Origin of the sequence: Flavobacterium sp. Root186, assembly GCF_001428525.1 — a bacterium.
In the GTDB taxonomy this organism is placed as follows: domain Bacteria; phylum Bacteroidota; class Bacteroidia; order Flavobacteriales; family Flavobacteriaceae; genus Flavobacterium.
Window position 1 is genome coordinate 748,128 of the sequence record NZ_LMHW01000010.1, and the last position, 12,438, is coordinate 760,565.

14 protein-coding genes are annotated in these 12,438 nt (G+C 34.2%); all 14 read right to left on the reverse strand.

The features are described from left to right. The 14 genes from ASD98_RS07105 to ASD98_RS07170 all read right to left on the reverse strand — a co-directional run bounded on the left by ASD98_RS07105 (nt 1) and on the right by ASD98_RS07170 (nt 12,434). Nucleotides 1–1,080: an HlyD family secretion protein gene (locus ASD98_RS07105; RefSeq protein ID WP_056202017.1), complete on the reverse strand. Its 1,080-nt coding sequence runs from the start codon at nt 1,078–1,080 to the stop codon at nt 1–3. An 11-nt stretch (nt 1,081–1,091) separates the two neighbouring features. After that, nucleotides 1,092–2,411, reverse strand: a complete 1,320-nt coding sequence (locus ASD98_RS07110) for a TolC family protein (RefSeq protein ID WP_056202020.1) — start codon at nt 2,409–2,411, stop codon at nt 1,092–1,094. Then, nucleotides 2,401–3,030, reverse strand: coding sequence for a TetR/AcrR family transcriptional regulator (locus tag ASD98_RS07115; RefSeq protein ID WP_056202022.1), 630 nt, complete (start codon nt 3,028–3,030; stop codon nt 2,401–2,403). Before ASD98_RS07115 ends, ASD98_RS07110 begins: the two co-directional genes overlap by 11 nt. A 277-nt stretch (nt 3,031–3,307) precedes the next feature. Next, nucleotides 3,308–4,069 carry a tryptophan synthase subunit alpha gene (gene trpA, locus ASD98_RS07120; RefSeq protein ID WP_056203253.1) on the reverse strand — a complete coding sequence of 254 codons (762 nt, stop codon included), beginning with the start codon at nt 4,067–4,069 and terminating at the stop codon, nt 3,308–3,310. 237 nt (nt 4,070–4,306) lie between these two features. Next, nucleotides 4,307–5,044 carry a carbon-nitrogen hydrolase family protein gene (locus tag ASD98_RS07125; RefSeq protein WP_056203256.1) on the reverse strand — a complete coding sequence of 246 codons (738 nt, stop codon included), beginning with the start codon at nt 5,042–5,044 and terminating at the stop codon, nt 4,307–4,309. 8 nt (nt 5,045–5,052) lie between these two features. Next, the gene (locus tag ASD98_RS07130; RefSeq protein ID WP_056202026.1) at nt 5,053–5,373 is read right to left on the reverse strand and encodes a gamma-glutamylcyclotransferase family protein; all 321 of its coding nucleotides are present in this window, start codon (nt 5,371–5,373) and stop codon (nt 5,053–5,055) included. Nucleotides 5,374–5,431: 58 nt separating this feature from the next. Further along, nucleotides 5,432–6,613, reverse strand: coding sequence for a tryptophan synthase subunit beta (trpB, locus tag ASD98_RS07135; RefSeq protein ID WP_056202028.1), 1,182 nt, complete (start codon nt 6,611–6,613; stop codon nt 5,432–5,434). Nucleotides 6,614–6,625: 12 nt separating this feature from the next. Then, a complete protein-coding gene (locus ASD98_RS07140) occupies nt 6,626–7,258 on the reverse strand; it encodes a phosphoribosylanthranilate isomerase (protein WP_056202030.1) in 633 nt (210 codons plus the stop codon). Between the two features lie 83 nt (nt 7,259–7,341). Next, entirely contained in the window at nt 7,342–8,121 is a 780-nt protein-coding gene (gene trpC / locus ASD98_RS07145; RefSeq protein WP_056202033.1) for an indole-3-glycerol phosphate synthase TrpC, read from the reverse strand. Between the two features lie 81 nt (nt 8,122–8,202). Then, the gene (gene trpD, locus ASD98_RS07150; RefSeq protein ID WP_056202035.1) at nt 8,203–9,195 is read right to left on the reverse strand and encodes an anthranilate phosphoribosyltransferase; all 993 of its coding nucleotides are present in this window, start codon (nt 9,193–9,195) and stop codon (nt 8,203–8,205) included. A 139-nt stretch (nt 9,196–9,334) separates the two neighbouring features. Further along, complete coding sequence (locus tag ASD98_RS07155) at nt 9,335–9,742, reverse strand: GNAT family N-acetyltransferase (protein WP_056202037.1); 408 nt, start codon at nt 9,740–9,742, stop codon at nt 9,335–9,337. 75 nt (nt 9,743–9,817) lie between these two features. Beyond that, the gene (locus tag ASD98_RS07160) at nt 9,818–10,384 is read right to left on the reverse strand and encodes an aminodeoxychorismate/anthranilate synthase component II (protein WP_056202040.1); all 567 of its coding nucleotides are present in this window, start codon (nt 10,382–10,384) and stop codon (nt 9,818–9,820) included. A gap of 107 nt (nt 10,385–10,491) precedes the next feature. Beyond that, nucleotides 10,492–10,941, reverse strand: a complete 450-nt coding sequence (locus ASD98_RS07165) for a hypothetical protein (protein WP_056202043.1) — start codon at nt 10,939–10,941, stop codon at nt 10,492–10,494. Nucleotides 10,942–11,033: 92 nt separating this feature from the next. Next, complete coding sequence (locus ASD98_RS07170) at nt 11,034–12,434, reverse strand: anthranilate synthase component I family protein (RefSeq protein WP_056202045.1); 1,401 nt, start codon at nt 12,432–12,434, stop codon at nt 11,034–11,036. Nucleotides 12,435–12,438 lie beyond the last annotated feature (4 nt).

Below are 12,438 nucleotides of genomic sequence, written 5' to 3' on the forward strand. Positions count from 1 at the left end.
TTATTTTAAATGTACGTCTACGTCAACATTCATTCCTGGTCTTAAAAGTTTTACTTTTTCAGGATCGTTTGCTTGATCTAAACTAATTTTTACTGGTAATCTCTGAATGGTTTTTACGAAGTTTCCTGTAGCATTATCAGGAGGTAACAATGAAAAACGTGATCCTGTTGCTGGAGAAAATGAAGTTACAGTACCTTTAAACTCATAGTTTGGATAAGCATCAACTTTTAAACTTACTTTTTGTCCCACAACCATTTTGTTTAATTGTGTTTCTTTAAAGTTAGCTACAACCCAGGCCTCATTATTGTTGATGATGTAGAATAAAGATTGTCCCGGCTGAACTAATTGTCCCGGCTGAATATCAACTTTAGAAACCTGACCATCAATAGCCGCTGTAACTACCGTGTAGCTTAAGTTTAAGTGAGCAACATCAAGCATTGTTTTCGCTTTTTTGATGTTTGCTGCAGCAACTTCTGTTTGTTTATCAGAAACTTTAGATTTTGACTGAATTACTGATTTTTGATAAGAAGTCGCTCTTTGTTGTTGTTCTAAAACACGTACTTGATTTTCAGCTTCATCTTTTGCAGTTTGAGCCTGCTCAAATTGTTGTTTTGTAATTGTATGTGTTTTATATAAATTGCTGTAACGGTTAAAATCGTTTGTAAGCTGTCTCAATCTAATTTTAGCACTTTCGATAGAACCACCAGCAGATTTCATGTTTGCATCTGAAACTGAAATACTAGCATAAGCACTACCAATATCAGCTTTTGCAGCTTCGTATTGACCTTCAGCTCCTAATAATGCAGCGTTGGCTTCATCAATTTTTAACTGATAATCTCTTTTATCAATAGTAAATAAAGTATCTCCTTTTTTTACATAGTCATTATCTTTCACATATACTTTGCTGATATATCCTGATACTCTCGGAATAATAGGATTCATTTTTTTCTCAATTTGAGCATCATCTGTTTCTTCGTGAGCCAATGAGTGTAAGTATTTTGATATTCCGTAAGTTCCTCCCACTAAAACCAAAACGGTTAGTATGATGATGAATTTTTTATTTGTCTTTTTCTTTTCCATGAGAGCTTCGATTATATTTTAGAAAGATTGAATGATTGTGATAATTGTCCTGATACTGAAAGTAATTCGTAATATTTTTGAATGATTGATGCTTTTGCTACAGCAGTATTGATTTTGGCGCTTAATTGCTCAACATCGGCTTCAACAAGATCATTGGTATCAGCAAGACCGTTGTCGAATTTGTCTTTTACAAGTCTGTAATTTTCAGTAGCTTGTTGAAATGCTTCTTCATAAACCACACTTTGATTGATAGCTAAGTCATAATCTTCAATAGATTTTTGAACTTCAACTTTAATGCGGTCTGTCATAATAGCCTCAGTATTTTTTACTTCCAAAGCTTTACTTTCCGCTTCTTTTACGTGTGCACTGTTTTTAAGAATTCCGGATAAATCATAAGATAAACCTAAACCAAAATTCATAGCATATTTTACAGTAATAATGTCTTTAAGATCTAAAGCAGTATAACCACCAAGTAATGAAATTGTTGGATAATACCCGGCTTTTGCAATCTTAACATTAGCTTCTGAAGCTTTTTGCTGCAAACGAATTGCTTCTAAATCTTTTCTGCTTTCAAGTGCCAAAACATCTGATGTAGGAGCACCAGTTGTTTTTAAGTTGAAGAAATCATCTTCATTAACCTGAATTTTTACAGATGGCTCTAATTTAAGTAATGTCGTAAGGTAGAAGTTGATGTTGTTGATGTTGTTATTAGCTTCATCAATAGATAATTGCGTTTTTGAAACCAGTAATTGTGCTTTCAATAAATCATTTCTTGGAATGATTCCGTTTTTCTCTAATTCAATAAAATCGGTAACACGCTGTTTAGCGCTTTTTTGATTTTCAGTTAAAACATCTAAAGTTTTTTGTGCTTTGTATAAAGCTGTGTAATAGGTGATTACTTTTAAAGCAACATCCTCTTTTGTTTTAGCCGCAGTCACGCTTTCCGCTTCATATAAGCTTTCATAGGCGTCAATACTATTTTGGATTTTAAATCCTGCAAAAAGAGGTAAACTTAAATTTGCCATTCCAAGCATTGCACGATCCGGAGAAGCTAAAGAAGCGCTTTCTCCCTGATTTGGCATATCGATTGAAGCTTTTGTTAATCGCTGATATTGCCCTGAAATTTTTAAATCTGGATATTGGTTATTCTTAACCGTTTGTAATTCATACTTTTTTGAGTTTACCTTAGTGTTGGCAAGCGTAACTTCGTTACTCTTTTCCCAGGCCATTTTTACGGCTTCATCTAAAGTTAAACTTGTTTTTTCTTGTGCTTCTATTGAAGAAATTCCTATAAAGAAAACTCCAAAGAGCATTAATTGACTAATTTTCATAAACAAGTAGCGCTTTTATAGTTTGTTGAATGTGCTTTGTAAGACTGTTTTTAATGTAATCGTTGTATAACGTTTCTGTTTTTAGATTTAAGAGTTCTTCAAAAAATGATTTGTTCATATGGAAATGAAAAAAAGTTCCCATAATCGTTGGTGTAATCAACGGAATAATGACATCTTTTCTAAAAATTCCTTTTGACTGGCCTTCTTTAATAATCGTTTCAAGAGATTTTAGATTTCCCTTTTTTAGTTCTGTAAAAGCAGCAAGACTTTCTTCTCTTTTTTTAGAATTAAGTTCGAAGTGTAAAACTCTGAAAATCCCTCTGTTACAATTAATTCGATTGATATAAATTTCGACTAATTTATTGACTTTATCAAGAGGATGAAGATCTTCGTGTTGTAAACTTTCGATTTGAAGCTTTAAATCGGCTGTTTTATGAATGATCAAAGATTCCAGTAATTTATCTTTTGAACCGAAATAATAGGAAACCATGGCAATATTAATTTTTGCATGTTTCGAAATATCCCGTATTGACGTCCCCTCAAATCCTTTCTCAGAAAATAGCTTTTCAGCAACATTAAGAATCTGAATTTTTTTATCGTTTAGTTCGATGTGTGACATGGTATTGTTTCTAATCGGATACAAAATTAAACACTTGTTTAATTTAAACACTTGTTTAATTTTATTTTAACATAATATTAACATAAAACGGTTTCGATGTTTTTGGGCAAAAAAAAACTGAAACATCTAGGGTTTCAGTTTTATTAGTTTGTTTTGTCATTGCGAGGAACGAGGAATCGCACTCGTAATTCGACAAAGATTGGCGACTTTGTTTGTGGAGTTTCTAGTGCGATTCCTCGTTCCTCGGAATGACCAGATAGACTTTTATTGCATATGTTTATCGAATGTCTCCAATAAATTCCTCAATTTTTCCACTTCCGTTTTCACTCAAATGTTTGATAAAAGCACTTCCAATAATAGCGCCTTTTGCATATTTAGTAGCTTGACTGAAAGTTTCTTTATTTGAAATTCCGAAACCAACAATTTGAGGATTTTTTAAACTCAAATTTGATATTCTTTCGAAATAACTTTCCTGTACATTCCCAAAACCAGATTGAGATCCCGTAACACTTGCTGAACTTACCATATAAATAAATCCGTTTGAAACGCTGTCGATAAAACGAATACGTTCATCTGAAGTTTGAGGTGTAATTAGGAAAACATTGATTAATCCGTATTTTTCGAAAATCACTTTGTATTCATCTGCATAAACATCAACGGGAAGATCTGGAATAATTAAACCGTCGATACCAATTTCAGCACATTTTTTACAAAAATCTTCAACGCCGTATTGTAATATCGGATTAAAATAGCCCATAATAATCAACGGAATTTTTACGCTTTCGCGGATGTTTTTCAGCTGATCGAAAAGAATTTGAGATGTCATTCCGTTATGAAGTGCCTGTGTAGAACTCGCCTGAATCGTTGGTCCGTCTGCCAAAGGATCGCTGAAAGGAAGTCCGATTTCGATTAAATCAACACCGTTTTTTTCTAAATCCTGAATAATCTGAACGGTATCATTTAAGTTAGGATATCCCGCAGAAAAATAGATCGAAAGTATCTTTTTGTCTTCTTGTAATTTTTGAGTTATTCTGTTCATTTTAATATCTTTTTTCTCCTGCAAGGTTTCCAAAACCTTGCAGGTATGTTAGTTTATTTTGCCACAGATTAAAAGGATTTTCACTGATTATTATTCAAATTTTATTCACGCAGATTTAAATTGATTTAAGCCGATTCAGGCAGATTTTTTTTAAATATCTTTAATTAAATCTGCTCTAATCTGCCAAATCTGCGTGAAAAAAATCTATGTAAATCTGTGAAATCTGTGGTATTATTTTTAAATTTTTATAACCTTACTTGCCCAATTGTCATTTTGATTTTCGACTAATAATAACCCGGAATCTGAATCGTTCATCTGACCAATTAATTCTCCTTTGTTATTCCAAAAAGCACTTTGACCCGCGGAAGGAGATCCCCACGATTCACCGCTGAAATTCGACATCAAAACATTCATTTGATGTTTCTCGGCATAACTTTGCAAGTCTCTATACGCATTCGGAATTCCGTTTGGCGAAAAGAAAATACTGGCAATATAAATATCAGTTGCTCTTTTACGAGCATTTTCCGGATGCAGCGGATTATCAATATCTGCACAAATCGCAAATGAAATCTTTTGATTTTCAATAGTAACCATCGGATTGTTCTCAAAAGAAGATTGAAAATATTCATCTTCGCCTTCATGTAAAAACTGCTTCGTATAAATTGAAACTAAATTATCCGGAGAAATTACAAATTCGCCAATAAACAGATTGGAGTCAATTTCAATAGGCGCTCCGGCAATAATTACAATATTATTTTCTACAGCTAATTTTTTCAAATGATCTAAACGCGAATCGTTTTTCTGGAAAGCTAATTTTTGTGCATGTTCTCTTTCATAGCCTGTAATAGACATTTCAGGAAAAGCAATTAATTGCGCTTTATTTTTTACAGCCAATTCGATAAGACGATAATGATCTGATAAATTGGCATCGATATCTCTTCGGGTTGGTTTTGCTTGAGCGGCTGCTAGAATCATATCTGGAATTATTGATTTTCTGTATAAATCCAAGCCTGTATTCCAGACTTTAATCTTACCTGAACTCTTTTATATGAGTTCGATTCAAATATATCTACTTTAGCCAGATCTGTATTTGAAATTGTATAAACAACCCCATATATAATATCTGAAAGATCATCGCTTGGAACCGCTACTACATAATCAGCCATTCCAAACTCTTCTTCTATCTGAAGGCTTTTTAGTTTGTAACCAAGGAGCTGGTCTGCAGTTCCCGTTAATACTTTATTGAAAACCTGCATTTGAATTTGCTTTGATCGTAATGTTCCGTAAGAGAATAACTTTTCCATATTTACTTTTTTCTCGTTATTTGTTTTGCGTTAGCGAATGTCCAAATTACGATTTTTATTACAATTTAAAATAATCGATATAATTGTCTAAATCTTTATCGCCACGACCAGAAAGACTAATAACTATGACATCTGTAGGTTTAAATTTCTTTTGATCTAAAACTGCAAATGCGTGTGCGCTTTCAATCGCCGGAATAATTCCTTCTAATTTTGTCAATTGCAAACCTGCATTCATAGCATCATCATCGGTTACAGAGAAAAATTCGCCGCGTCCGGTTTGTGCTAAATGCGCATGCAAAGGCCCAACTCCAGGATAATCTAACCCTGCTGAAATTGAATACGGCTCCGTAATTTGTCCGTCTGGCGTTTGCATTAAAAGTGTTTTACAACCGTGTATAACGCCCACTTTTCCTAATTTACTTGTTGCAGCGCTATGACCGCTGTCAACTCCTTTTCCGGCAGCTTCAACAGCAATAATTCCAACTTCCGGTTCGTGCAGAAAATGATAATACGTTCCTGCAGCGTTGCTTCCGCCGCCGATACAGGCAACCACATAATCAGGATTTTCACGTCCTTCTTTTTCTTTTAACTGCCATTTGATTTCTTCTGAAATGATGCTCTGAAAACGTGTCACCATATCCGGGTAAGGATGAGGTCCAATCGCCGATCCGATAATATAATGTGTGTCAACCGGATTATTGATCCAATCGCGAATAGCTTCGTTTGTAGCATCTTTTAAAGTACGAGAACCAGAAAGAGCCGGACGAACTTCTGCGCCTAGCATTTTCATACGAGCTACGTTTGGTGCCTGGCGCGCAATGTCAATTTCTCCCATATAAACGATACATTCAATTCCCATTAAAGCACAAACAGTAGCTGTTGCGACACCATGCTGACCAGCCCCGGTTTCGGCAATAATTCTTTTTTTACCTAAACGTTTCGCTAACAAAATCTGCCCAATAGTGTTGTTGACTTTGTGCGCTCCGGTATGATTTAAATCTTCTCTTTTTAGATAGATTTTAGTGTTGTATTTTTCAGATAAACGTTTTGCAAAATACAACGGACTTGGGCGTCCTACATAATCTTTCAGCAATTGATTGAACTCAGCTTTAAAATCTGGTTCGTCCATTATGCTCAGGTATTTTTGGCGTAATTCTTCTACATTTGGATAGAGCATTTCAGGAATGTAAGCCCCTCCAAATTCTCCGTAATATCCTTTTTCGTTGACGTTAAAACTCATTTTGTTTAAAGTTTAAAAGTTGGCAACATCAAATTTTCGTTTGAAATTGCTAAATAAATTTCTGTTTTTCAGCCCTGGTTCGATTTCAAATTTACTATTTACATCGATAGCATAAATAGGTAAATTGCTTTTTGAAATTTCTTCAATGGCTTTTAATTCGTTAATTCCGATTCCGCCGCTCAAAAAGAATGGTTTATCCGAATTGTATTTTTTTAATATAGTCCAGTCGAATGTTGTTCCGTTTCCGCCGGGTAATTTTCCTTTTGTATCAAAAAGAAAATAATCACAAATCGATTCAAAAGGTTTTATTACTTCAAAATCAAAATTTTCATCTGCAGAAAACGCTTTTATGATTTCAATTTTTTTTGACAGTTTGCTTTTTAGTTCTGAACAAAATTCAACGGTCTCATTTCCATGTAACTGAACGGCTTGTAAATTGTATTTTGTTATTTTTTCCAGAATTTCTTCCTGACTTTGATTTACAAAAACGCCCACTTTTTTGATTGTTTCTATCAGTTCCGGAATTTCTCCGTTAAAATATCTTGCGGATTTCTCCCAGAAAATAAATCCCATATAATCGGGTAGGAGCGCGCCTACCTCGAGGATATTATCTGGATATTTCATGCCGCATATTTTGAGTTTCATTTTTTTAATGCTTTAGGCTTTAAGCTTTAGGCTTTAGGCTAAATTAATAATGTTAAGAAGGCTTATTGCATACAGCTTAAAGCCTATAGCTGACTAATAAATTCTGTTGCAGCTTTTCCTGCATTGTCGGTTTTCATGAAGTTTTCTCCAATCAAGAAACCTTTGTATCCGTAAGGTTTTAGCTCCTGAATGGCTTCTATTGATGAGATGCCGCTTTCGGAAACTTTTACGAAATCATTTGGGATTTGTGATGCCAATTGTTTACTGAAATCTAAGCTTACTTCAAAAGTTTTTAGGTTTCGGTTGTTTACACCAATCATGTCTAAACTCGGCATAATCGATTTTTCTAGTTCTTCTTGGTTGTGAACTTCCAATAAAACTTCTAAACCTAGTTTTTTTGCAAATTGAGATAATGATTTGATTTCTTCACGGGTTAAAACTGCTGCGATTAACAAAATCAAATCGGCTCCGTGTGCTTTTGCTTCTAAAATTTGGTATTCGTCTACAATAAATTCTTTTCGCAAAAGCGGAATATTTACGCTTGCTCTTGCCAAAAGTAAATCGTCAAGAGAACCTCCAAAATATTTCCCGTCTGTTAAAACCGAAATTCCGCAAGCTCCGGCATTTTCGTAACCTTTTACAACTTCTTCAACTGTGAAATTGTGATTAATAACCAATTTTGAAGGAGAACGACGTTTGTGTTCTGCAATAATTCCAGAATTACTTTCTCTCAATTTTTGACTAAGAGAGATTGTTTGTTTTTCAAAAAATACTGAAGCTTCCAACTGAGAAACCGGAATGATTGATTTCTTTAAGATCACTTCTCGTTTTTTATCAACTATTATTTTATCTAAAATGTTCATTGTTTGTTTTGTTTCAGGTTTCAAGTTTCAGGTTCGCTCCAATAACTTGAAACTTGAAACCTGAAACTTGAAACAATTTTTTTACCTGCTTAATTCCTGTAATGTCTGTAATGCTTTTAATCCTTTTCCAGAAAACAAACTTTCTTTTGCCAATTCAAATCCTTCAAGCGGAGAACATTTTGTAACCGTTGCGATTGCCATTGCAGCATTGGCACAAACGACATTATTCTGCGCTTCGTTTCCTTTTCCTGAAATAATATTGATGAATATTTCTGCCGATTCTTCGATGGTTTTTCCTCCTTCAATTTCGGTTTGAGATAAAAGACGAACACCAAAATCTTCCGGCTTTAACATGCCTTCCATGTGTGATGTTATCGTTTTGGTTGGACCTGTTAAGGAGATTTCGTCGTATCCGTCAAGCGAATGTAAAATGGTAAAATTGATATCAGTATTTTGATATAAATAAGCATACATTCGGGCTAATTCAAGATTGAAAACGCCAACCAATTGATTTTGAGGAAATGATGGATTTACCATTGGGCCCAACATATTAAAGAAGGTTTTCACTGCCAGTTCTTTTCTAATTGGCCCAACATTTTTCATTGCCGGATGGAATAGGGGAGCATGCAAAACACAAATTCCGGCTTTGTCGATACATTTTTCTAAAAATGAAGGCTCATTGCTGAATTTAATTCCCATTTTTTCCATTACGTTGCTCGATCCTGAAATAGATGAAACGCCATAATTTCCATGTTTGGCAACTTTAATTCCTGCACCAGCCGAAACAAAAGAAGCTAAAGTTGAGATATTGAAAGTGTCTTTTCCGTCACCGCCTGTTCCGCATAAATCGATTGTGTTGTATGCTGATAAATCAACGCGAACACATAACTCTAATAAAGCTTCACGAAAACCCGAAAGTTCCTCAATCGTAATGCTTCGCATCATAAATACGGTCAAAAACGCCGAAATCTGACTCGGATTATATTGACCAGTTGATATATTAATCAAAACGTCTTTTGCTTCTTCTTTAGAAAGCACTTCGTGGTTGATTAATTTGTTTAATATAGTTTTCATTTATGTAAGTCTTAAAGTCAAAAGTCGAAGGTCTTAAAGAATTCTAACTTATGATATTGTTTTTGAGTTTTTCTATTTATATTTTTTATGTCGCATTTGACTTTATGACTTTCGACATTCAGACTTTACGACTAATTTATCAATGTTCATTTCCCTGATAAATCCACATGGGTTCTGTTTTTCCGGCTCTTTCGAATCCATTTTTTTTATAAAAATCAACTGCCTTTCCGTCTGCGGTTAACATTTGCATGTGAAAGTGTTTGTATTTCTCCTGCATTTTATCTACAATCATTTTTCCAATTCCTTTTCCCTGATAATCCGGAAGAACCAATAAATGCGGATAATAAACCGTTAAAAATCCATCGGAAATCGCATTTCCCAGTCCGACTAACTTTTTTCCTTCCCAAGCTGTAATTAAAGTTTCGGAATTTAAAAGAGCATTATATAATTCGTTTGGTTTATTGGCCGAACTCCACTCATTTGCTTTGTATAAAACTAAAACATCTTCAATGTTGATTTCTTTTGTATCTGAAAGTATTATTTCCATTTTTTTAAGGTTCTAAGTTGCTAAGAGTCTAAGTTGCTAAGGTTTTGGACTTTGACTGAAAACGGAGACTGGATACTAGCTCTTAATCCAGTTCTCCAGTATTAATTTTCCTTTTGGAGTTAAAACACTTTCCGGGTGAAACTGAACGCCTCTTACATCAAATTTTTTGTGTCTTAATGACATAATCTGCCCGTTTTCGTCTATTGAAGTTGCTTCTAAAACTTCGGGTAAATTACTGTCTACAACCCACGAATGATATCTTCCCACTTCAAATTCATTTCCTAAACCTTCAAATAAAGTTTCGTCTGAAACTACTGTTTTTACATTTGTCGAAACACCGTGATAAACTTTATCAAGGTTAGAAAGTGTTCCGCCAAAAACTTCTCCAATTGCCTGCTGTCCTAAGCAAACGCCCAAAATACTTTTTGTTGGAGCATATTTTTCGATAACCGCTTTTAATAAACCTGCTTCATCCGGAATTCCTGGCCCAGGCGAAAGTAATATTTTATCGAAAGAAGCGATTTCATCAATTTCGAATTCGTCATTTCTATAAACGGTTACTTCACAGTTTAAATCTTCTAGATAGTGCACTAAATTATAAGTGAAACTATCGTAATTGTCTATAACTAATATTTTTTTCATTGTATGTTTTTGTTTCAGGTTTCAAGTTTCAGGTTTCAAGTTTCAAGTTTCAAGTTTCAGGTTCCAACAACTTGAAACCTGAAACAAAGAAAACTTGAAACTAATTTTTATTTTTCTCGAACGTATTTCTCAGTAATAATTCGATTGATTCCTAATTTTTCTACTTTTTCAACTCCTTTTTGAGTTAAAGTGTCGTTTTTAATTTTTACTGTAAACTCAAATTTTCCATTTTCCCATTGACGGTTATTGAAGTATTCTAAATTCTCGGTATAAATACTATCTTTTAAAGTATATTTTCCGCCTCCTCCAAAAAATACTGCTGCTGTGCTATCTTTACCGTTATTCAAATCATGATTAAAAAAAGCAAAATGTGTATCATTTATAATTTTAATCATTTTTGTTTTTGGATTGAAAGTCGAAAATGTTGAATCTTTTTCTGTCGTTTCTGCAGATATCAGGCGCCAGGTTCCTGTTAACGGAATTGCTGTTGATTCTTTTTTTGTTTCACACGAAGCGAATAATAAAACTGCAATAACAAATGGAATAATATTTTTCATAGTTTTTTGGGTTTGTTTTTAGGTTTGTTTTGTTTCAGGTTCCAAGTTTCACGTTCCAACAACTTGAAACCTGAAACTAAGAAAACTTGAAACTATATTTTCTCTGCCATTTCTAAGGCTGTGTTCAATGCCCTTAATTTATTGTAAACTTCCTGCATTTCACTTTCTTCGTCAGAACTTGCTACAATTCCGGCGCCGGCCTGACAATGAAGTTGATGGTTTTTACTAAGGAAAGTTCGAATCATAATGGCGTGGTTAAAGTTTCCTTCAAAATCCATGAAACCAATTGCGCCTCCGTAGAAATTACGATTTGTTTTTTCGTAATCTTCAATCAATTGCATGGCCCTGTGTTTTGGTGCGCCGCTTAAAGTTCCGGCTGGGAAAGTATCGGCAACAACCTGCATAGTCGTAGCTTTTTCGTGTAAATGACCTGTAACTTTAGAAACCAGGTGAATTACGTGTGAGAAAAACTGAACTTCTCTGTATTTTTCTACGTTTACATCGTGACCGTTTCTGCTTAAATCGTTTCTTGCCAAATCGACAAGCATTACATGTTCGCTGTTTTCTTTTTTATCTTCTGATAATTCTTTGGCTAAAAGCGCATCACGTTCGTCATTTCCTGTTCTTTTGAAAGTTCCAGCTATGGGGTGAATTTCGGCCTTTCTGTTTTTTACGATAATTTGTGCTTCGGGCGAAGACCCAAATATTTTGAAATCTCCATAATCAAAAAAGAATAAATACGGAGATGGATTTATACTTCTTAAAGCCCTGTAAACATTAAATTCGTCACCTTTAAAACCTTGTGTAAAACGGCGAGATAAAACCAATTGAAAAACGTCTCCACGGAAACAGTGTTTTTTGGCTAAAGCTACATTGTGCTTAAATTCTTCATCGGTTAAATTTGAAAAACCTTCGCCTTCTTTACTGAATTTATAAGAAGCAATATTTCTAGATTGAAGTAATTGTTCGATTTCAGAAATGTTGTTTGTTCCATCAACACTGTGGCAGAAAATATAAGCTTCATTTTTAAAGTGATTGATGGCAATGATGTTTTGATAAACTGCATAAAAAACATCCGGAATTGAAGTTGCATTGTCTTTTTTAGCAATTGAAACTTTTTCAAAATAACGAACAGCATCGTAAGAAATGTATCCGAATAATCCGTTATTGATGAATTTAAAATCATTTTTCTCCGATTTGAACTGACTTGAAAATTCCTGAATTACTTCCGGAATATTAGTAGAAGCATCAATTTTAGTTTGCTCTGAAGTTCCGTCAGGGAAAGTTTTTGAAATCGTTTCGTTTTCGATTTTAATCGTTGCAATCGGGTTGCAGCAAACGTAAGAGAAACTGTTGTCATTTCCGTGATAATCACTACTTTCCAATAATAAACTATTAGGAAATTTATCTCTTATTTTAAAATATATACTAACCGGCGTGATGGTGTCTGCCAGGATTTGTTTGTAATGTGTGTTGAGTATAAAAGGTTTCAAAGTA